Origin of the sequence: Methylocystis sp. L43 (genome assembly GCF_015709525.1) — a bacterium.
Lineage (GTDB): Bacteria > Pseudomonadota > Alphaproteobacteria > Rhizobiales > Beijerinckiaceae > Methylocystis.
This window is the reverse complement of sequence record NZ_JADNRA010000020.1, coordinates 75,476-96,791: the sequence shown is the minus strand read 5'-3', so window position 1 is coordinate 96,791 and position 21,316 is coordinate 75,476. Positions and strand designations below refer to the sequence as shown.

At 64.9% G+C, this 21,316-nt stretch carries 13 protein-coding genes; 6 read left to right on the top strand and 7 right to left on the bottom strand.

What is annotated here, in order from left to right:
- Window positions 1-6: 6 nt before the first annotated feature.
- The 3 genes from IYX23_RS04630 to IYX23_RS04620 all read right to left on the bottom strand — a co-directional run bounded on the left by IYX23_RS04630 (window position 7) and on the right by IYX23_RS04620 (window position 3,628).
- On the bottom strand, window positions 7-1,767 hold the full coding sequence (locus IYX23_RS04630; RefSeq protein ID WP_196392111.1) for an AMP-binding protein: 1,761 nt from the start codon (window positions 1,765-1,767) through the stop codon (window positions 7-9).
- 146 nt (window positions 1,768-1,913) lie between these two features.
- The gene (locus IYX23_RS04625) at window positions 1,914-2,900 is read right to left on the bottom strand and encodes a high frequency lysogenization protein HflD (RefSeq protein ID WP_348643631.1); all 987 of its coding nucleotides are present in this window, start codon (window positions 2,898-2,900) and stop codon (window positions 1,914-1,916) included.
- 14 nt (window positions 2,901-2,914) lie between these two features.
- Window positions 2,915-3,628, bottom strand: coding sequence for a DUF1007 family protein (locus IYX23_RS04620; RefSeq protein WP_196392109.1), 714 nt, complete (start codon window positions 3,626-3,628; stop codon window positions 2,915-2,917).
- Window positions 3,629-3,832: 204 nt separating this feature from the next.
- Between IYX23_RS04620 and IYX23_RS04615 the strand changes: the two genes are divergently transcribed.
- From IYX23_RS04615 to IYX23_RS04590, 6 genes are all read left to right on the top strand, one after another.
- The gene (locus IYX23_RS04615) at window positions 3,833-7,348 is read left to right on the top strand and encodes an indolepyruvate ferredoxin oxidoreductase family protein (RefSeq protein ID WP_196392108.1); all 3,516 of its coding nucleotides are present in this window, start codon (window positions 3,833-3,835) and stop codon (window positions 7,346-7,348) included.
- A 174-nt stretch (window positions 7,349-7,522) separates the two neighbouring features.
- On the top strand, window positions 7,523-8,338 hold the full coding sequence (locus tag IYX23_RS04610) for a cobalt-precorrin-6A reductase (protein WP_348643630.1): 816 nt from the start codon (window positions 7,523-7,525) through the stop codon (window positions 8,336-8,338).
- The gene (locus IYX23_RS04605; RefSeq protein ID WP_196392107.1) at window positions 8,335-9,792 is read left to right on the top strand and encodes a cobyric acid synthase; all 1,458 of its coding nucleotides are present in this window, start codon (window positions 8,335-8,337) and stop codon (window positions 9,790-9,792) included. Before IYX23_RS04610 ends, IYX23_RS04605 begins: the two co-directional genes overlap by 4 nt.
- Window positions 9,789-10,817 (top strand): threonine-phosphate decarboxylase CobD, encoded by a 1,029-nt coding sequence (gene cobD, locus IYX23_RS04600; RefSeq protein ID WP_348643629.1) that lies wholly within the window; start codon window positions 9,789-9,791, stop codon window positions 10,815-10,817. Before IYX23_RS04605 ends, cobD begins: the two co-directional genes overlap by 4 nt.
- Window positions 10,807-11,532, top strand: a complete 726-nt coding sequence (gene bluB, locus IYX23_RS04595; protein WP_196392105.1) for a 5,6-dimethylbenzimidazole synthase — start codon at window positions 10,807-10,809, stop codon at window positions 11,530-11,532. Before cobD ends, bluB begins: the two co-directional genes overlap by 11 nt.
- Before the next feature lie 147 nt (window positions 11,533-11,679).
- Entirely contained in the window at window positions 11,680-11,967 is a 288-nt protein-coding gene (locus IYX23_RS04590; RefSeq protein WP_196392104.1) for a hypothetical protein, read from the top strand.
- Window position 11,968: 1 nt separating this feature from the next.
- Here IYX23_RS04590 and IYX23_RS04585 read toward each other — a convergent pair whose 3' ends face one another.
- Genes IYX23_RS04585 through IYX23_RS04570 form a run of 4 tightly spaced genes read right to left on the bottom strand, consistent with a single transcriptional unit; the run spans window position 11,969 to window position 21,043 of the window.
- A complete protein-coding gene (locus IYX23_RS04585) occupies window positions 11,969-15,079 on the bottom strand; it encodes an efflux RND transporter permease subunit (protein ID WP_196392103.1) in 3,111 nt (1,036 codons plus the stop codon).
- Window positions 15,076-18,216 (bottom strand): efflux RND transporter permease subunit, encoded by a 3,141-nt coding sequence (locus IYX23_RS04580; protein ID WP_196392102.1) that lies wholly within the window; start codon window positions 18,214-18,216, stop codon window positions 15,076-15,078. Before IYX23_RS04580 ends, IYX23_RS04585 begins: the two co-directional genes overlap by 4 nt.
- Window positions 18,213-19,487, bottom strand: a complete 1,275-nt coding sequence (locus tag IYX23_RS04575; protein WP_196392101.1) for an efflux RND transporter periplasmic adaptor subunit — start codon at window positions 19,485-19,487, stop codon at window positions 18,213-18,215. Before IYX23_RS04575 ends, IYX23_RS04580 begins: the two co-directional genes overlap by 4 nt.
- On the bottom strand, window positions 19,484-21,043 hold the full coding sequence (locus IYX23_RS04570; protein WP_196392100.1) for an efflux transporter outer membrane subunit: 1,560 nt from the start codon (window positions 21,041-21,043) through the stop codon (window positions 19,484-19,486). The genes IYX23_RS04575 and IYX23_RS04570 overlap by 4 nt, the downstream gene beginning before the upstream one ends.
- Window positions 21,044-21,316 lie beyond the last annotated feature (273 nt).

Below are 21,316 nucleotides of genomic sequence, written 5' to 3'. Positions count from 1 at the left end.
CGATCGTTAGCCTTTGAGTTCGGTGCGCACGCTCTTGCCGCGTCCCTCATCGGCGACGGTATTCTTGCGCGCGAGAAATTCGTCCTTGAGCGCGCGCCGCAAAATTTTGCCGACGTTGCTCTTGGGCAGGTTCTCGCGAAATTCGTAATAGCGCGGAACCTTGTAGCTCGTCAGTTGCTCATGCGCGAACGCGCGCAACTCTTCGCGCGTGAGGCTCGGGTCGCGCGCCACGATGAACGCCATGGGCGCTTCGCCGGAATGTTCGTTCGGCACGCCGATGACAGCTGCTTCCTTCACCTTGGGGTGTTCGACCAGGACGGATTCGACTTCGTTCGGATAGACGTTGAAGCCCGAGACGAGGATCATGTCCTTCAACCGATCGACGATCTTGATCAGCCCGTCGGGCGCCATCACCGCAATGTCGCCGGTCTTGAGAAATCCGTCGGGGGTCAGCGCATTCGCCGTCTCATCCGGCCGGCGCCAGTAGCCGCCCATCAGCTGCGGTCCCCTGACGCAGAGTTCGCCGCGCTCGCCGAGCGGAACCGGCTCGCCATCGGGCGAGCGCAGCGAGATTTCCGTCGACGGCGCCGGATAGCCGATCGCGCCGGTGAATTCGGCGATCGTCGGCTTGTTGACCGTCACGATCGGCGACGTTTCGGTCAGTCCATAGCCTTCGACGATCGGCTTGCCGGTGAGCGCCTTCCACTTCTTCGCCACGACTTCCTGAGTCGACATGCCGCCGGAGATGGTCAGGAGAAGATTGGAATAGTCGACCGAGCCGGCGGTGGAATGGTCGGCGATCGCCGCATAAAGCGTGTTGACGCCGGAGAACAGCGTGAACGTCGATTTGCGCAGCGTCGCGATCAGGCCCTTGATGTCGCGGGGATTGGCGATCAGCAGGCAGCAACCGCCGGTCTTCACCACAAGCAGCAGGCAGGCCGTAAGTCCAAAAATATGGTAGAGCGGCAGCGCCGTCACCATGATCAGCGGCTTACCTTCGAGATAGGGCTTCAGCCAGGTCCACGACTGTTCGACATTGGCGGCGACGTTGCGATGCAGCAGCATGGCGCCCTTGGCGACGCCGGTCGTGCCGCCGGTGTATTGCAGAAAGGCGATGTCGTCCGGCCCGACTGGCGGCGGCTTGAACGGCTCCTCGGCGCCCGCCTGCAACACATGCGCGAAGCCGACGCAGCCGGGCAGCCGATAGGCGGGGACCATGCGTTTGACCCAGCGCGAGACGAAATTGACGATCAGTCCGCGCAGCCCCATCAGATCGCCGGGCTTCATGATCACCGCACGTTCGACTTTCATGCGCGGCCAGGCGGCGGCGGCCGTATGCGCGAAGTTTTCGAACACGAATAAGAAGCGCGCGCCGGAGTCGTTTATCTGGTGCTCGAGCTCATGCGGCGTGTACAGCGGATTGACGTTCACGACGACGCCGCCAGCGAGCAGGACGCCAAAGAGCGTCGCCGGATAGGCGAGGACGTTGGGCGACATGATCGCGACCCGATCGCCTTTTCTTAATCCGCGCGTCTGCAGCCAGGAGGCGACGGCGACCGCCGCGCGGCCGAGCTCCTCGAAGGTGAGCGTGGCGCCGAAACTCTCCATCGCCGGCCGCTCGGCGAATTCCGCAACGCTCGCGTTGAAAATATTGACCAGCGTCGAATAGGAAGATTCGTCGATGTCCGCCGGGACGCCAGCGGGGTAGGACGAAAGCCACGGACGCTTGACGTAGGGGTCCTCTCGTTGTTGTTCCGCGCTTGTCATGTCGTCCTGGACCTCCGCGAGGCGGCGTCGATCTCGCATTGCGAATCGTCCGCTCCGCCTATGTGCTTATATCCAAGATAGCGCGTCTCGCGTCGAATGAGGCCATGTCCAACAGCAATCATTATGTTGCGTCGCCGCGAGCGGCGTCACGCCGTCCCGGGTGGCGCCAGCCCGAGGCCCAAGAGCAGCGAAACGCCGAGCGCCAGAACGAGGATTGCGGCGATGAACTCGCCGCTGCGGGCGATGATGATTGCGCGCCGTGAATCCTTCGCGCCAAACCGCACCGCGGCGCTCTTGGCGTAAACAGCCGTCGCGGCGAGGGCGCTCGTCGTAATCGCCGTTCCCGCCGACATGGCGATGACCGCCGCGGCCCCGGCGGCGAAAAGCCCCTGCGACAGGGTGAAGACCAGCACCAGAATGGCCCCCGAGCAGGGGCGCAGGCCGGCGGCGACGACGGTCGCGGCCGCGTCGGCGAGGCGAAACTTCGCTCCTCCCAATGTCGAAGGGTCCGGCGCGTGGCGGCAGGTCGCGTCATGCACATGCGTCGGATCGTCGATGGCCTCGCAAACGAAGCCGCGCGCCGTTGGGGCGATCGCGGGCATGCGGACGGCCGCCGCCAGCGCGTGGCCTTTCACCCAGGCGAGCCGCGCGCCGAGCGCCGCGACCGCCGCATAGCTCGCAAGCTCGATAAGGCGGGTCGCGTCGTTCATCTGACTCGCGGTCGCGCGAAAAAACATCGCGGCCGCGCCGACGACGGCGATGGCGACAAGTCCTTGCAGCAGCGCGGCCAGCGCCGCAAGCAGCAGACCGCGGCGCAGCGCCGTTTCATTGGCGAGCATGTAGGACGCAAGCACCGCCTTGCCGTGGCCGGGTCCGGCGGCGTGAAAGGCGCCATAGGCGAAACTCGCCGCCGCGAGCGCGAAGAACGCAGACGGATCGGTCTTCAGCGCGCGCACGGCGGCGTGCAGCTCAGCGTGGAACTTGCTTTGCCAAGCAAGGATCAGCCCGGCGATTCCTGTCGCCGCCGCGGTCGATTCTTGCGCGCCGACCGCAAACGGATGGCGCGGCGCGCCCCAGGCCGATGAGGCGGCGATCGCGGCCAGCGCCGCGGCCGTTACGCCCAGCCAAACCACCCTCTGCCCAATCTTCACGGACAGGCCACGATCGCGCGCGTCGCCAGCTTCATGCCGAAATCGGCTCCCGGCGACATGTTCTGAAAGAACGCTTCGCTCAGTTTTTGGTTTTCATTCGCCATGAGCGGCGCAGGTTCGACGAGGCTGAGCGAGCATCCGGCCGGCGCTCCCGCGAGCGTCACGGGATCCTTCTTTTCCAGTCCGAAGGAGACGAAATAGGTCGGGTCATAGACCTGAAAGGAGAACGGCTTCTTCGCCGCGACCGGCGTCTGCAGCGGCAGGAAGAAGCGCAGCGTGACGATCTTCTTGTCATTGGCTTCGAGCGTCACATTCTCCGGCTCCTTAAACGCAAGCTTGGCGCTATTCTGCTTGGCAAAGGTGAAGAACTCGAATTCGGCCAGCGACTCGACGTTCGTCCTGGCGAGCGGCGCGAGTTCTTCCCGGGTGGGCGGCTTGCCGTCCTTGCCGAGCCCCTGTACGGCATAGGCCGAATACATTTCGTCGAACTCCCAAGCGTGTTGAACGCCCGCGATTTTTCCGTCTGGCGCGAATATGACCTCGCTGCGCACCGCCACCCAGACATGGGGGTGCGCGAAGGCCGCGCCAATTCCCAGCGCCGTCGTCAAAAGGATGAGAATCGAGTTTATTTTCAGCTTCATGCGAGTCTCGCGCTTAGGCGGCGAAGGCGGCGAAAACGCGGCGCAGGCTCCCGCTTCGAGCCTGTGCATGCTAGCAGATCCGTCCTTGAAAAGGCGCTTCCGTGTGGCATAAGGTGACGGATATAGAATCGGCGCTAGTGGGGCGCCTCTGCGGCGGAAGGCCGCCAGCTGGGTCTTTGAACCGGATTCGTTCACGGGTTGATCCTTGCTTTTAGCGTGTGAGCGCAAGAGTCCCAAGCGCGCTTCGCCCCGATTTCTCGCAGGAGAGCAGTAATGGCGGACATCGCCGCCGGCGACGCAAAGACCGGCTCCGCCTTCGCCGAGGCGTCGCTCTCCGATCGATTTGATCTCGACAGGTCGCGCGTTCTGATCACCGGCACCCAGGCGATCGTGCGCATGCTCCTGATGCAGAAGGAGGCGGACCGCCGCGCTGGACTGAACACTGCGGGTTTCGTCACCGGCTACCGCGGCTCGCCGCTCGGCGGCGTCGACGCGCAGATGCACAAGGCCAAGGCGCTCTTCGACGCCAATAATATCTTGTACATGCCCGGGCTCAACGAGGATCTCGCCGCGACCGCCGTCTGGGGCGCGCAGCAGGCTGAGATGCGCGGCGAAGGCAAGTACGACGGCGTTTTCTCGCTTTGGTACGGCAAAGGTCCAGGCATCGACCGCAGCGGCGACGCCTTCCGCCACGTCAACCTCGCCGGCACCTCGCGCCACGGCGGCGCGCTGGCCCTCATGGGCGACGATCACACCGCCGAATCCTCAACCACCGCGCATCAGTCCGATTATCATTTCGTCGATGTGATGATCCCGATCCTGTCGCCGGCCGGCGTTCAGGAAATTCTCGATTACGGGCTTTACGGCTTCGCCCTGTCGCGCTTCGCGGGCGTCTGGGTCGGCCTGAAGCTCCTCAAGGATACGGTCGAGTCGACGGCCTCGATCGACGGTTCGCTCGACCGCATCCGCCCGATCGCGCCCCCATCTTTCTTCATGCCGCCAGGCGGCCTCAACATCCGTCCCGGCGATCCGGTCCTTTCGCAGGAAGCGCGCATGCAGGAGAGCAAGCGCGACGCGATGCTCGCCTTCATCCGCGCCAATCGATTGAACCGCATCATTACCTCCGGCGGCGCCAATCCGAAGATCGGCGTCATCACCGTCGGCAAGTCCTATCTCGACGTGCGCCAGGCGATGGACGATCTCGGCCTCGACGAGGTGAAGGCGAACGATCTCGGTCTGCGCCTATACAAGATCGCCGCGCCCTGGCCGCTGGAGCCGCAGGGTCTGCGTGAATTCGCCCGGGGCCTCGACCTCATCATCGTCGTCGAGGAGAAGCGCTCGCTCATTGAAGTGCAGCTGCGCGAGGAACTGTACGGCGCGCCGCATCAGCCGCTCTGCATCGGCAAGAAGGACGAGCGCGGCGAATGGCTGTTCCCGGTCAAGGGCGCGCTCGACTCCAATGACGTCGCCATCGCCATCGGCCGGCGGCTGTTGAAATATCATTCGCTCGACGAGCTGGAGGCGCGCGTGCGCCGGCTCGAGAAGCTGCAGGATCGCCGCCGGACGATGACCGACGTCACCGTCCGCGTGCCGCATTTCTGCGCCGGCTGCCCGCATTCGACATCGACCCATGTGCCCGAGGGCTCGCGCGCCTATACCGGCATCGGCTGCCATTACATGGCGCAGTGGATGGACCGCTCGACGGAGGGTTACACCCATATGGGCGGCGAAGGCGCGAACTGGATCGGCGAAGCGCCGTTCTCGACGCGCAAGCATATGTTCCAAAATCTCGGCGACGGCACCTATAATCATTCGGGGTCGCTCGCCATCCGCTTTGCGGTCGCGACCAACACCAACATCACCTTCAAGATTCTCTTCAACGGCGTCGTCGCGATGACCGGCGGCCAGAAGCATGAAGGCGAGCTGACCGTCGAGACGATCGCGCGGCAGGTCGCGGCCGAAGGCGTGCAGAAGATCGCGCTCGTCTCCGACGAGCCTGGCAAATATGCGCCGACGATCGGCTGGCCGCCGGGCCTGACGATCCATCATCGCAATGTCCTCAATGAGGTGCAGCGCGATCTGGCGCAAACGGACGGCGTCACCGTCCTCATCTATGATCAGACCTGCGCCACCGAAAAACGTCGCCTGCGCAAGCGCGGGCTGATGAGCGATCCGGATTCGCGCGTCATCATCAATGAACTCGTGTGCGAGGGCTGCGGTGACTGCGGCACGGCGTCGAACTGCGTCGCGGTGCAGCCGGTTGAAACTGAATTCGGCCGCAAGCGGCGCATCGACCAGTCCGCCTGCAACAAGGACTTTTCCTGTCTCGAGGGGTTCTGCCCGAGCTTCGTCACCGTACATGGCGGGCGCATGAAAAAGGCGCCGCTGCCCTCGACGCAGGACGACGGCGGACTGCCGGCGTTGCCGGAGCCTGCGATCGCTAAGATCGGCGCCGTGCCTTACGGCGTTCTCATCGCCGGGCTTGGCGGCACGGGCGTCGTCACGGTTTCCGCCATTCTCGGCATGGCTGCGCATCTCGAGGGCAAGGGCGTCGGCGTCATCGACATGGCCGGCCTCGCGCAGAAGGGCGGGGCGGTCTATTGCCACGTGAAGATCGGCCGCACGCCGGCGGAGGTTCACGCCATCCGCATCGCTGCGGGCGAAGCCGATCTTCTGCTCGGCTGCGACCTCGTCGTCGCCGGCGCCAAGCAGGTGCTCGCCGCCGTCGAGCAGGGCAAGACGGCGGTGCTCGTCAACAGCGCCGAAGTGTTTCCCGGCGATATCGAGCGCAATCCCGACTTCGTGCTGCCGTCGGAAGAGATCAAGCAGGCGATCCGCCGTGCGGGCGGACCGGAGTCGACCTTCATCGACACCACGGCGCTGGCGCAGGCGCTGCTCGGCGACTCGATCGCAGCAAATATTTTCATCCTCGGCTACGCATGGCAGAAGGGCTATCTGCCGCTGTCGGAGGCGGCGATCCTGCGCGCCATCGAACTGAACGGCGAATCCGTGCCGATGAATCAATCGGCCTTTCTGTGGGGCCGACGCGCCGCGCATGATCTGAGCAGCGTGCTCGCCACGGTCAAGTCGCTGCGTCAGCCCAATGGCGAACGCGAAAAAGCGAAGACGCTCGAGGAAATCATCGAACGTCGCGCGGCTTTTCTCGTCGGCTACCAGAACGAAGCCTACGCCGCGCGTTATCGCGCGCGCGTCGAGAAGATCGCGAGGCTGGAAGCCGCGCGCGCGCCAGGCTCGCGTGAACTCACCGAGGCGGTCGCCCGCTATCTCTTCAAGCTGATGGCGGCGAAAGACTATTATGAAGTCGGACGGCTTTATACGGACGGCGCCTTCCAACGTCAGCTTAAGGAAACTTTCGAGGGCGATCTTCGCCTCGAACTGCATCTTGCGCCCAACTTCCCGTCCCTTCAGCGCAAGACCGACTTCGGCGGCTCGCGCAAGATCACCTTCGGACCCTGGATGTTCAAGGTGCTGCGCCTGTTGGCGAGAATGAAAACATTGCGCAACACCTGGTTCGACGTCTTCCGCTTCGACCACGATCGCGTGGTCGAGGGCAGGTTGCTGAAGGACTACGAAGCGCTGCTCGACGAATTCGCCGCTTCGCTGACGCGGGAAAATCATGCGGGCGCCGTCGCGCTGGCGCGTCTGCCGGAATACATCCGCGGATTTGGCCACATCAAGGCCCGCCACATCGCGGCGGCGGACGCTGAGCGCGAACGGCTCATGGCCGAATATCGCCAGCCAAGCGCGGTGAAACTCGCCGCCGAGTGAGCACCGCTCTGAATGATGCGGTGATATAAATCCCACCGCCAGCGCTCGGGGCTGTCATTCCCGGCGGACCGAAGGTCCGACCGGAACTCCAGTATCGAGATAAGAGTCTGGATTCCCGATCCCCCGCGATGCGTGCGTCGGGAATGACATTCGTGAAAACTTCGATTGGGTTGTGTGACGCGCGTGAATGGATTGATGGAAAACGGCGCCAAGAGTGCGGAGTCGACGCGATTTCCTTCGTCCGCTTCGATAGAGCGCCGCCGCGCGCTCGTGCTCGGCGGCTCGAGCGAAGCGCGCGCGCTGGCGACGCGTATCGCCGCCGACCCGCGTCTTGCGGGCGTCATTTCGCTCGCCGGACGCACCAGCGCGCCGCTCGCGCATGATGTGCCGGTTCGCGTCGGCGGTTTCGGCGGCGTCGAAGGATTGACGCGCTATCTCATCGAAGAGCGCATTTCGCATGTCATCGACGCGACGCATCCCTTCGCCGCGCGCATCTCCGCCAACGCCCGCGCCGCCTGCGCCGTCGCCAACGTGCCGCTGCTCGTCCTGACGCGCCCGCCATGGGTCTCTGCGCAGGGCGATCGCTGGATCGACGTCGACGACAACGCCGCGGCGGCGCGCGCGCTCGGCGTCGCGCCGCGCCGGGTCTTTCTTGCGATCGGCCGGCAGGGCGTCGCCGATTTTCGCGCCGCGCCGCAGCACGACTACCTCCTGCGGGTGATCGAACCGCCCGACTCCGATGACCTGCCGCCGTCCTGCGAGGTGATCTTCGGCCGCGGTCCCTTCGCGCTCGAGGATGAGATCGCGCTGATGCGCGAGCGGCGCATCGAGATCGTCGTCACCAAGAACAGCGGCGGCGCGCTCGCCTACGCCAAGATCGAAGCGGCGCGGACGCTCGGGCTTGACGTCGTCATGATTGCGCGTCCCGCGAGTGGAGACGCCGCGACGACGCATAGCATCGACGCGGCGATGGCTTTCCTCGCTTCATGAGCCGCACGTTGATGATCCAGGGCACGGGCTCCGACGTCGGCAAGTCGCTGCTCGTCGCCGGGCTCGCGCGCGCCTTCGTCAAGCGCGGCGTCAGCGTCGCGCCTTTCAAACCGCAAAACATGTCGAACAACGCCGCGGTCACGGTCGACGGCGGCGAGATCGGCCGTGCCCAGGCCTTGCAGGCGCGCGCCGCGCGGCTTACGCCTCGCATCGATATGAATCCCGTGCTGCTCAAGCCGCAAGGCGCGTCGGGCGCCCAAATCATCGTGCAGGGACGCGTCGTCGGCCAGGCGAAGGCGCGCGACTACCAGGACTTGAAGCCGCGCCTGATGCAGCCTGTGCTCGAGAGCTACGCGCGGCTGAAAGCTGAAGCCGAGCTTGTCATCGTCGAAGGCGCCGGCAGCGCCGCCGAAATCAATCTTCGCCAGAACGACATCGCCAATATGGGCTTCGCTCGCGAAGCCGACGTTCCGGTTGTGCTGGTCGGCGACATCGACCGCGGCGGCGTCATCGCCCAGCTCGTCGGCTGCAAGGCGGCGCTGGGCGAGGATGACGCGGCGATGATCGAAGGGTTCATCGTCAACAAATTTCGCGGCGACGCCTCGCTGTTCGACGATGGTCTGCGCTTTGTCGAAGCGCGGACGGGCTGGCGCTCGCTCGGCCTCGTGCCTTTTTTCGACGGCGCGGCGCGGCTTCCGGCGGAGGACGCATTCGGGTTGCGCATGCGAAGCCACGATCAGCGCAACGGCGTGGTGATCGCCGTTCCGCTTCTGCCGCATATCGCCAATTTCGACGACCTCGATCCGCTGAAAGCCGAACCCGGCGTGCGCGTGGTCTTCCTCAAGGACGGAGAGCCGCTGCCGCCGGAAACGCAACTCGTCGTGCTGCCGGGTTCGAAAGCGACGATCGCCGATCTCGCGGCGCTGCGCGCCAATGGCTGGGATATCGACATTCTCGCGCATGTCCGTCGCGGCGGCCGCGTCTTCGGCGTCTGCGGCGGCTATCAGATGCTCGGCCGCGTGATCCGCGATCCGCTCGGCGTCGAAGGCGCCGCGGGCGAAGCGCAGGGCTTGGGTCTCCTCGATATTGAAACAACGCTGACGGGAGAGAAAACGCTGAGCCCGGTCAACGGCCATGCGACGATTTTCGACGCGCCGTTCTGCGGCTACGAAATGCATGTTGGCGCAACCAACGGTCCCGACTGCGCGCGGCCGGCGCTGCAACTGGCGGATGGGCGCGCGGATGGCGCGATCTCGCGCGACGGCCGTGTGGCGGGCGCCTATGCGCATGGGATTTTCGCGGATGATTGCTTGCGCGCGTCGCTGCTGCGCATGCTTGGCGCGCCGCAATCTTCGCTGCGGTATGAAGATTCAATCGAAGAGACGCTCGATGCGCTGGCGGCGCATTGCGCGCAGCATATCGATCTCGACGCGCTGTGGGAGATGGCGCGGTGACGGCGCATTCGGCAATCGGCGCGCCGCCCGTCGTGGCGCATGGCGGGCGACTCGACGCCGCGCGCCGACTCTATCCGGACGCGCCGCAGCCCTGGCTCGATCTCTCCACGGGCGTCAATCCGCGCGCCTATCCGCTGCCGCCGCTTGCCGATGAGGCGTTCACGCGGCTTCCCGACGATGACGCTTTCGCCGCGCTCGACAGCGCCGCGCGGCGCGCTTATGGCGCGCCGTCTGGCGTGGAAATCGTCGCGGGCGGCGGCGCGCAAGCCTTCATTCAGATGCTGCCGCGCGTTTTCCCGGCGAAACGCGTCGCGATTCTCGGCTTTACTTACGCCGAGCACGCCGCCTGTTGGGCGGCAATGGGCGCGCAGGTCGATACGGTGGAAACATTGGACGCGCTTGCGAACGCCGACGTTGGCGTGATCGTCAATCCCAATAATCCGGACGGACGCGTGGTCGGGCCGCAGGACATTTTATCCGCCGCTACGCAGATGTCGCAACGTGGCTGTCTGCTGATCGTCGACGAATCCTTCGTGGATTTCACCCCGGAACGCAGCGTCGTGCGTTTCGCGCATAACGACGGCCTCGTCGTGCTGCGTTCCTTCGGCAAAGCTTACGGGCTTCCCGGATTGCGGCTCGGCTTCGCGCTCTGTTCGCGTGCGCGCGGGGCGAAGCTGCGCGCCGCGCTCGGACCCTGGGCCGTGTCCGGTCCGGCGCTCTCTATTGGCGCCCGCGCGCTTTCGGATGACGCATGGCGCGCGAACGCCGCGCGGGCCAGCGCGGGCGACGCTGCGCGCCTCGACGCGCTTTTGACGCAGGCCGGTTTTCACATCGTGGGCGGAACGACGCTGTTTCGGCTGGCGGCGAGTCCGCAGGCCTCCCGCTGGTTTGCGCATCTCGCCGCGCGCGGCATATTGACCCGAGCCTTCGCCGAAAGGCCAGACTGGCTGCGGTTCGGTTTGCCGCCAAACGAATCCGCCTGGGCGCGGCTTGCCGCAGCGCTGGAGAGCGTCGATGGCGGCTGAAGCGCCGAACGAGCGGGACGAGAAGCCAGCGGATCTGGCGCCTGCCGACGCCTTCAGCGAGGCCGAGCGCGCCGCGATCTACCGCGTCATCCACGCGCGCCGCGACGTGCGGGACGAATTCCTTCCCGAAGACGTGCCGCGCGACGTTCTGCTGCGCATCCTCGACGCGGCCCATCATGCGCCCTCGGTCGGCTTTATGCAGCCATGGAACTTCATCGTCATCCGGGACGTCGAGAAGCGACGCGCCGCCTATGCGGCCTTTCAGCGCGCCTGCGAAGCCGAGGAACAGGCGCTGGAGCCGGAGCGTCGCTCGCTCTATCGCAGCCTCAAGCTGCAGGGCATCGTGAAAGCGCCGCTCAATATCTGCGTCACCTGCGATCGCGCGCGGTTCGGCGCGACCGGGCTGGGACGCACGCAGCAGCCCGACACCGATATCCTGAGCACCGCCTGCGCCGTTCAAAATCTTTGGCTTGCGGCGCGCGCCGAAGGCGTCGGCGTCGGCTGGGTGAGCATCGTCCGGGATACCGATCTGCGCCAGATCTTTAAAATTCCCAAAGAGATCGCCATCGTGGCCTATCTCTGCGTCGGCTATGTCGCGCAGGCCTATAAGCTGCCGGAACTCGAAGCGAAACGCTGGGCCTCGCGTCTGCCTTTGGAGAATCTGATCTTCGAGGACAGCTGGGGAGAACTGGTCGCTTCCACAAACCCGCCTTAAATAACTGAAAGGCTGAGCCCGGCTTTCGTGTGGACTCCTATCGCCAACCTGTTAGCGTCACTCATCTTTTGGCGTGATGTTAAGGGTTGGGCGTTAGGACTTCCAGGATAGTCGAAGCTCCATCTAGGGGGCGTCGGAGACGCGAACATGGCGCCGGTTAATTTGGAACAGCTGTTCGAGAAAGACTTCCCCCTCGCCAACAACACCATTCTCACTGTCACGGAAGTGCCAGACTGCGAAGAGCAGCTGTTGAAACTGTTCGAACGCGCCATGCTCCGAGGCTTCGACAGTCACGCGCGGCTCACGCAAATCCAGCTGCCGATGGAGCGCTTTCCCGATCTCGATTCCAAGTTCTGGCACGTTCCGATTGAGGATTGCGGCGCGGCCCAGGTGCTGCGCTTCTTCTTCGCGGCGCCACAACCGCCGGCGCACTGAGCTAAGCTCCGCTGACCTTTAACGGCGTGACCCGCGCTTGCGCGGGCGCGGCCGGCTTCGTGCGACGGAGCTTGCTCATCAACAGATAGATCACCGGCGTCGTGTAGAGCGTCAGCGCCTGGCTGAGCAGCAATCCGCCAATGATGGTGATGCCGAGCGGGCGCCGTAGCTCGGCGCCGATTCCGGTCGCGAAGGCCAGCGGCAGCGCGCCGAAGGTCGCCGCAAGCGTCGTCATGAGAATCGGACGGAAGCGTTCGCGCGCCGCCGCGAGCGCGGCGTCATGCACGGACATGCCGCTGTCGCGCTCCGCCTGCAAGGCGAAGTCGACGAGCATGATGCCGTTCTTCTTGACGATGCCGATCAGCAACAAAATGCCGATGAAGGCGATGATGGTGAATTCGACGCCGAACAGTTCGAGCGACAGCAGCGCGCCCAGGCCCGCCGAGGGCAGCGTCGAGATGATCGTTATCGGATGGACGAGGCTTTCGTAAAGAATTCCGAGAATGATGTAGACTGAAACCAGCGCGGCGAGGATCAGCGCCGCCATTCCCGCCGCCACCTTGCGGAAATCCGCGACGTCGCCCGCGAATTCGGCGCGCAAGCCGCCCGGCGGATTGAGTTCGGCGATCGCCTGCTCGATCGCCGCGACGGTGGCGTCGAGACTGTAGCCTGGCGCGACATTGTAAGAGATTGTCGTCGCCGGCACGACGCCCTGATGATGGACGACAAGAGGCATTGAGCTGCGCTCGATATGGGCCATTGCGGTGAGCGGAATCTGCTCGCCGGTGACCGAGGAGACATAAATTCCGGCGAGGTCGCGAATGTCCCGCTGACGTTCGAGCGGCGTCTCATAAATCACGCGATACTGATTGCGCTGGGTATAGACGATCGCATCCTGTCTCTGGCCGAAAGCGCTGTTCAGCGCGGCGTCGATCGCGGCGATCTGCACATTCATTCGGGAGGCGGCGTTGCGATCGATGACCACTTTGGCGCGCAGCCCGCCGCGTTCCTGGTCGGAGGCCACGTCGATGAGTTCGGGCGCCTGCTTCAGGCGCTCCTGCACCTTGTCGCGCCACGTCTCGAGAATCTCGATGGACGGGCTCGACAGGGTGAACTGATATTGCGACTTGCTCAGCCGTCCGCCCGTTCGCAGATCCTGAGACGGCACCATGAACACGCTGAGGCCCGGAATTTTCGCAAATTCGCCGCGCAGGCGCGCGATCACCTCTTTGCTCGAAGCGCGCCGCTCGTCGGCCGGCTTCAAGGCGACGAACAGCCGGCCTTGATTCGTCGAGGCGGTCAGGCTGCTGGCGCCGATGAATGAGCCGACATTGGCGACGTCGGGATCGGCGACCAGAACGTCGGAGGCGAGCCGCTGCAAACGCGCCATCTCCGTGAAAGAAACGTCGCCCGAGGCCTCGGTCGTTCCATTGATCAGGCCGATGTCGTCTTGCGGCAGGTTGCCCTTGGGGATCGTCTGGTAGAGTCGCACCGTCCAGCCGATCGAGACGACCACGACAATAAGGGTGGCCCAGGGATGATCGATCACCGGCCGCAGGCTGCGCGCGTAGAGATCGACGATTCGATCGAGACTGCCTTCGATAAGCCGGTCGAAGCGCGAAGGCGCCCTTTCGCGAGGCGCCGGCAGGCGCGCGCAGACCATCGGCGTCACGGTTAGGGAGATGACCGTTGAGATCGCAATGGCGAAGGTCAGCGTCCAGGAGAATTCGCGCAGCAGCCGGCCCATCACGCCTTCCATGAAAAGAAGCGGAATGAAGACAGCGACGAGCGAGAGGCTGATCGAGACGACGGTGAAGCCGATCTGCTTGGAGCCGACCAGCGCCGCTTCGAGGCGGTTCAGACCGCGCTCGGCGTTGCTTTGGATATTTTCGATCATGACAATGGCGTCGTCGACGACGAAGCCGACAGAGATCGTCAGCGCCATCAGCGACAGATTGTCGATCGAGAAGCCCGCGACCCACATCGCGGCGCAGGTGCCGACCAGAGAGAGAGGCACGGTGATGCCGGCGGCGATGACGGGCGTCGCGCGGCGCAAAAACACATAAACGACCATCATCACCAGAAAGATGGAGATCGCCAGCGTCCGCTGAATGTCGTGAATGCTGGCGCGAATGGTCTGGGTGCGGTCGGCAAGCACATCGATCTTGACGCCGCTCGGAATCCACTCCTGAAATTGCGGCATCATCGCTTTGATCTGATCGACCGTTTCGATCACATTGGCGTTTGGCTGCTTGGTGACGATAAGAAGAACGGCCGGCTTGCCGTTGAACCAGCCGGCGGCGTTGCGGTTCTTAACCCCGAGTTCGACCGAGGCGACGTCGCCGAGCTTGACCACCGCCCCGCCGCGCGCTGCGATCACGATGTTGCGATAATCTTCGGGCGTCGACAGCTGGTCGGTCGTCGCGAGCGTAATCTCCCGCGCATCGCCGCCGAGCGCCCCTACGGCGGAATGGGCGTTGGCGGCGTTGAGCGCGTTGGCGACGGCGTCGACGCCCAGCCCCATGGCGGCGAGACGCGCGCTGTCGACCTGGACGCGGATCGCCGGCTGCTCGGCGCCCGCGAGGCGCGCCTCGGCGACGCCTGGAATCTGCGAAACCCTCTGCGCGATCACGGAATCGGCCGCATCGAAAATCGCGCTTGTCGGCAATGTGTCGGAGGTCATCGCCAGCACGAGCACGGGCATGCTCGACTGGCTCGCCTTTCGATAGACGGGCGCCATCGGCAGATCCGCCGGCAGGTCGGTGATGGAGGCGTTGATCGCCGCCTGAACGTCGCGCGCCGCTGCGTCCAGCGGCCGCGAAATGTCGAATTGCGCGATGATCTGCGTCGAGCCAAGCGAATTTGACGACGTCAGCTCGTTGAGGCCGGCGATGCTGGACAGGCGCCGTTCGAGCGGCGCCGCGACGGACGCCGCCATGGTCTGCGGATCGGCGCCGGGCCGCAGCGCGGAAATGCCGATGATCGGAAAGTCCACCGCTGGCAGGCTCGCCACCGGCAGAAAAAAATAAGCGACGGCGCCGATGAGGAAGAGTGCGCTGGCCAGCAGCGTCGTCGCGACCGGCCGCCTGATGAAGGGCGCGGAGACGTTCACTCGGCAGCCTCCCGGGCGGGCGGCTTCGGCAGTTCGCCGACCGGCTCAAACTCCTTCTCGGCGACCGGCGGTTCAGCCGACGGCGAAAGCCGCACGCGCAGCCGCTCCACGGCGAGATAGATGACCGGCGTCGTGTACAGCGTCAGCGCCTGCGAGAGCAGCAGGCCGCCGATGATCGCGACGCCCAGCGGAATGCGCAGCTCGCTGCCCGGCCCATGCGAGAGCGCGAGCGGCAGCGCGCCAAAGAGCGCGGCAAGCGTCGTCATCATGATGGGACGGAAGCGCAGATGGCAGGCGCGCACGATCGCGTCGCGCGCGGAGAGTCCATCGTCGCGCTCGGCGTCCAACGCGAAGTCGATCATCATGATCGCATTCTTCTTGACGATGCCCATCAGCAGAACGACGCCGATCAGCGCGACGATGGACATCTCAATTCGAAATAAGAGAAGCGCGACCAATGCGCCGACGCCCGCCGAGGGCAGAGTCGTCAAAACGGTGAAAGGATGGGCGAAGCTCTCGTAGAGAACGCCGAGCACGACGTAAATCGACACGACCGCCGCAAGGATGAGCCAGGGCTCGCTCGCCAGCGACTTGTTGAATTCGGCGGCGTCGGCGCTGAATACGCCGAGGATCGACGACGGCATGCCGATCGCGGCCTCCGCGCTGGCGATCATTTTCACCGCGTCGCCAAGCGCATAGCCCTCCGCAAGGTCGAAGCTGATCGTCGACGCCGGAAATTGGTCCTCATGCGCGACGGTCAGCGGCGCCGAGAGATTTTCCAGCTTCACGAAGCTCGCAAGCGGCGTCTGCGGTCCGCCGCCAAGCGGCGCGACATAGAGCTTTTCCAAAGCCGACGGATCGCGCTGATACTGCGCGGCGGCTTCGAGAATGACGCGATACTGGTTCGATTGCGTGTAGATTGTCGAGATCTGCCGCTGCCCGAAGGCGTCGTTGAGCACGTCGTCGACCATCTGCGCGGTGATGCCGAGCCGCCCCATCTTCTCACGGTCGATGCGCATCAGCGTGCGCAGGCCGCCGTCCTGCGTTTCGGCCGCGACATTGCGCAACCCCGGGGTCTTACGCAGGCTGTCGAGCAATCGATTCGACCAGGTCAGCAATTCCTCGCGGTCGGGGGAGGTCAGCGTATACTGATACTGCGACCGGCTCGGCCGCGTCGTGATCTGGATGTCTTGCACCGGCTGGACGTACAGCGCGACGCCAGGGAGTTTTTGCCCCGCGGCTTTCAGCCGGTCCGCAATCTTTTCAGCATTCTCGTGGCGCTCGCTATGCGGGCGCAGCATCACCGTGAGCCGCGCCACATTGGTCGTCGCATTGAGCGGCCCGACGCCGAGCACGGACGTCACCGCCCTGACGTCCGGGTCACGGCGAAACTCCTCGGAGATCTTCGCCTGCAGCGCGGTCATTTTGTCGAAGGACGCGTCCGCCGAGGCCTCGAGAACCACCGACAGCACGCCGGTGTCCTGCCGCGGCAGGAAGCCCTTGGGAATCACCACATAGAGCGCGACCGTGAGCGCGAGAGTCGCGACGGTGATCGCGAGCATGAGTTTTTCGCGCTTGAGCGCCCAATCGAGCGACGCGTAATAGCCACGGTCGATCGCAAGCGAAAGCGTCTCCCAGCGGGAGGGGCCCCGGGGCGGCGTAAAACGCAGCAGGGCCGCGCAGAGCATCGGCGTCAGGGTCAAGGAGATCACGGCCGAGACGACGACGGCGATCGTCAACGTCAGCGCGAATTCGCTGAACATCCGCCCGACAATGCCGGTCATGAACAGCAGCGGTATGAAAACGGCGATAAGCGAGACGGTGAGCGATACGACCGTGAAGCTGATCTGGCGCGCGCCGTCGAGTGCGGCCTGACGCGGCGCTTTGCCTTCCTCGATATTGCGCACGATGTTCTCGATCATCACGATCGCGTCGTCGACGATGAAGCCGGTGCCGATGGTCAGCGCCATCAGCGACAGATTGTCGAGCGAGAAGCCCGCCGCCCACATGATCGAGAAGGTGGCGATGATCGAGAGCGGCAGGCTGACGCCGGCGATGATCGTCGCCCGCCAGCTGCGCAGAAACATCAACACGACCAGCACGACGAGCGCCGCGGCGATGACGAGCGTCAGCTGCACCTCGAAAATCGAGGCCCGGATCGTCACGGTCCGGTCGTTGACGATCTCAAGAGACATGCCGGCGGGAAGCGCTCGCTGCATCTGCGGCAGCTCCTTCTTCACCAGCTCGACGGTGTTGATGATATTGGCGCCGGGCTGTCGCAGCACGTCGAGAACGACCGTCTGCTCGCCATTATGCCAGCCGCCGACCCGGGAGTTCTCGAGCCCGTCGACAACCTGCGCAACGTCGCGAAGCGACACCGGCGCGCCATTGCGCCACGCGACGATGATGTCACTGTATTGGCTGGCGCGCAGAATCTGGTCGTTGGCGTCGAGCGTGTAGGATTGCCGCCTGCCGTCGAGCGAACCCTTGGCGCCGGCGATGTTCGCCGCGGCGATGGCGAGGCGCAGATCCTCCATGCCGATGCGATTGGCGGCGAGCCGGCCGAGATCGGCCTGAATGCGCACGGCGGGGCGGACGCCGCCCTGCACCGACACGCGCCCGACGCCCGTGACCTGCGAGAGCTGCGGCGCGATCAAGGTGTCGGCCCGATCGCTCAAATCGCGCAGCGTGGCGGTCTTTGAACGCAACGTCAGCGTCAGGATCGGCGTATCCGCAGGGTTCACCTTGGCGTAGACCGGCGGATAGGGAAGGTTGCGGGGCAGCGTCGAGGCGGCCGCGTTGATCGCCGCCTGAATGTCCTGCGCGGCCGCGTCGATGTCGCGGTCGAGGTCGAACTGCAGCGTGATCTGCGAAAGCCCGAAAGAGCTTTGCGACGACATGCTGGTCAGCGACGGTATCTGGCCAAACTGCCGTTCGAGCGACGCTGTCACCAGTGAGGCGATCGTGTCGGGGTTGGCGCCCGGAAGCTGCGTCGTCACCTGAATGGTCGGAAAATCGACCTGCGGCAACGGCGAGACGGGAAGCCGCAGATAGCCCATCACGCCAAACAGCAGCGCGGCGAACGCCAAGAGCGACGTCGCCACCGGCCGTTGGATGAAGGGCGCCGAAACGTTCATCTTTTTGTTCGATTACCTCGCATCGCAGGCGCAGGCGCGCCGTCGCTTGGCGCGCTGCGCCGGTCTTCGGCGCCAGGGCCATTTTTTTCGGCGTTGGCGGTTTCCGGCGCATTCATGACGCGCACTTTCGCGCCGTCCGACAGCCGCGAGAAGCCGCTTGTGATCAAGACTTCGCCGGGCTCGAGCCCCGAAGTGACGACGGCGATCGTCTCATCTTGTCGGCCTGTCGTCACCGGGCGCATCGTGGCGACGTTATCGGGCCCCAGGACATAGACGAAGGCGCCGTTCGGCCCGCGCTGCACGGCCTGACTCGGCGCCACGAGAACATTCTTCATCGTGTCGAGCATCAGCCGCACATTGACGAACTGGCCGGGCCAGAGCGCCAGGTTCGGATTGGCGAAGGTCGCTTTCAAACGCACCGTGCCTGTCTGCTGGTCGATCTGATTGTCGATGACGGTCAGCTCGCCGACTTCGATCGGCGTGGCGTTGTCCGGACCGAGCGCCGAAACCTTGGCCTTTCCTTGAGCCTTCTGCACCGCCGGCAATGCCTGCTGAGGCAATGTGAACACAACATAGATCGGCTTCAGTTGCGTGATGACGACAATGCCGGTCTGGTCGGAGGCGTGCAGAATATTGCCGACGTCGACGAGGCGGATGCCGGCGCGCCCGTCGATCGGCGAGCGGATCGTCGCATAATCCAGCGTCGTTTTGGCGTTGTCGATCGCCGCTTTGTCGGCGCGGACCAGCGCTTCGAGCTGGGCGACGGACGCCTTTTGAGTGGCGTGTTGCTGCTTCGAGGCGTAGGCGCCGACCAGGAGTCTTTCGTAGCGCGCGAGATCGACGCGAGCGTTGGCGAGATTGGCCTCGTCCTGCGCCTTCTTGGCCACCGCCTGATCATATTGGGCCTGATAGAGCGCCGGGTCGATTTCGGCCAATATGTCGCCTTTGCGGACGTCCTGTCCCTCCGTGAAGGCGAGGCGCAACAGCCTCCCATCCACCTGCGTGCGAATTGTCACCGTGTTGAGCGCCTGCACGGTGCCGACGGCGTCAATCGTCACGGGCACGTCCTCGATGCGCGCCTTGGCTGCGGTGACGGTGACGGTCCCCTCGCTGCGCCCGCCGCCGGAACGCCCCGCGACGGGGCCCTGGTCCTTGGCGGCGTCCTTGGCGGCGAACCCGGGCAGCCTGTCCGTCTGATACGCCCACGCAAGGGCGCCGGCGAGCGCGAGCGCGCCGACCGCAAGCAGCACTCTTCGGCTGACGCGGTTCATGGCCATGGTCCTCTGTCGGCCTCATAAGCGGCGTTGGAGCGGGCGATCTCGATTTCGCGAGTCGTCGGCGACCAGCCGCCGCCGAGCGCCTGATACAGGCTCGTCGCCGCCTGGAAGTGGGAGAGACGCGCGATCGCGAGCTGGTCCTCCGTCTGGAAATAGGTCGTCTGAGTCTGCGCCAGCTGCACGATATCGATTGTCCCTTCCCGCAGACGCATCTCGACGGCGTCCAAGGCGCGTCGAGCCGCAGAAACGGCGACGCCGAGGAACTTCATCTGGCGGTCCGTTTCGCGTATTGCAATCAGCGCGTTCTCAGTATCGGACAGAGCGGTTAGAATCTGCTTGCGATAAATCGCCGCCAGTTCCGAATAGCGGCCCTTCTGCAGGTCATATTGGCCCTGCAGGTTCCAGCCGTCGAATACGGGCTGCGTGAGCGTGCCGGCGACCTGCCAGGCGACGGCGTCAGGCCTCAAAACAAGCGTGGACAGCATGGCGCTCTGAAAGCCGTAGAGGCCGGTGAGCGTCAAGGAAGGAAAAAAGGCCGCTCGCGCCTGCAACACCGAAAATTCCTGTGATGCGAGTCGCGCTTCCGCTTCGGCGACGTCGGGCCGGCGCAGCAGCACCTCGGAGGGCAGCCCTGGCGCGATCTGCGGAAACTTCAGCTTTACGAGAGAGCCGCCCTTTACAGTCATGCTCTCGGGAGTCTGTCCCAGCAATACCGCGAGGTTGTTGCGCGTTTGGCGCAAGGTCTGTTCGAGCGGCGGAATCGTCGCGCGCTGTTGAGCCAGGATCGTTTCCTGCTGCGAGGTGTCGAGCACGGTCGCCGTCCCAACTTCAAGCCGCGCGTTGATGGCGTCCATGACTCCCTGCGCGATCGCGACGTTCTGATTGGCGATGCGCAGACGGTCCTGCGCCGTGAGCACCTGGAAGTAGGCGTTCAGCACGGCCGCGACGGTCGAGATTTCGACGACGTCGCGATCGAAGCGCGAGGCGTTGGCGAGAATGCGCGCAGCCTTGGAGGCGTCCTCGTTCTTGCCCCAGAAGTCCACTTCGTAGCTCGCGGTCAGGCCAAGCTGGAAAAAGCCGAAGTTACGCGCACGGAAGCCGGAGCTCGAGGTAGCGGTCGAACTCGAACTCGACGTGGTGGCCGGATTAAATCCGCCGCTTGCGGAGCCGACGTTGATCGTCGTGCCAGGCGTGCGCGTCGTGCGGGCGATATCCGTCATCGAGATCGATGGCCATTGCGCGGCGCTTGAGACGCGCGCCTGCGCGTCGGCCTGGGCGATGCGGCCGATCGCGGCCGCAATGTCGAGATTATCGTCGAGCGCCCGCTCGACGAGCTCCGTCAGCTCCCGCGAACCGAATTTGGCGGCGAAATCCCGTCCGCCGGAGATCGGCGGCTGCGGCTGCGGTTTCGCCTCTTTGAAGCGCGCGGGCGGCGGCGCCGAAAGATTCGGCTTGTCCCACTCGAGATCACAGCCGGCGAGCGCCGCCGCGAGCGTTGCGGCGGCCGCCAGCGCTGGTCGAAAAGAGCGAGACAGAGCGGGCGCGGTCAAGTAGCAGACGTCTCCGGAAGGATCGCGAGAACGGCCGCGAGCGTCCCCTTCCTTAAGCGCCGGCGAAGGCGCCGGGAAGGCCTCTCGCTCGTCTCTGCGGCTCGTTTTCGCTCGTCCGAAGACTTAACGAGCAGCGAGTTGCGGGCCTCGGAGCGGCGGCGGGGAGGGTGCGCGCTGGCCGTCAACGCGCGAAAGCTGTGAGGTCTAAGCTCGCGCGGCGCGCTGCGACGGTCAAGTTACCTATCGGTAAGGACCGCCTGCCGCGCGCCCCAT